This window comes from Bombella pollinis (assembly GCF_026385485.1).
Classification (GTDB): Bacteria; Pseudomonadota; Alphaproteobacteria; order Acetobacterales; family Acetobacteraceae; genus Bombella; species Bombella pollinis.
This window is the reverse complement of sequence record NZ_JANIDX010000024.1, coordinates 1-259: the sequence shown is the minus strand read 5'-3', so window position 1 is coordinate 259 and position 259 is coordinate 1. Positions and strand designations below refer to the sequence as shown.

The following is a 259-nucleotide window of genomic DNA, read 5'->3' as shown; positions in this document are numbered from 1 at the left end:
CATCATCTCTGCCCAAAATGGTATGGTTGGCTACCCCAAATATAACGAGGGCGGAACAACCATCACAACACTCCTCCGCCCAAACATCGCCTTCTGGCAATCATTCACCCTAGATAGCAAGTACATCCCTCAAAACTGGCTTCCCCCAGAAAATAAGCCAAGTAGCCTCACCAACCAAAGTCACCAGCTTATCAGCCAAGCCCCTTGGGATGGCCTATGGCTACCCATTGCCATCCAACATGAAGTCTCAACAGAAATA

1 pseudogene is annotated in these 259 nt (G+C 49.0%); it reads left to right on the top strand.

The window, feature by feature from the left end:
- Positions 1-259: pseudogene (locus NQF89_RS08850) on the top strand (hypothetical protein); the annotation flags it as partial.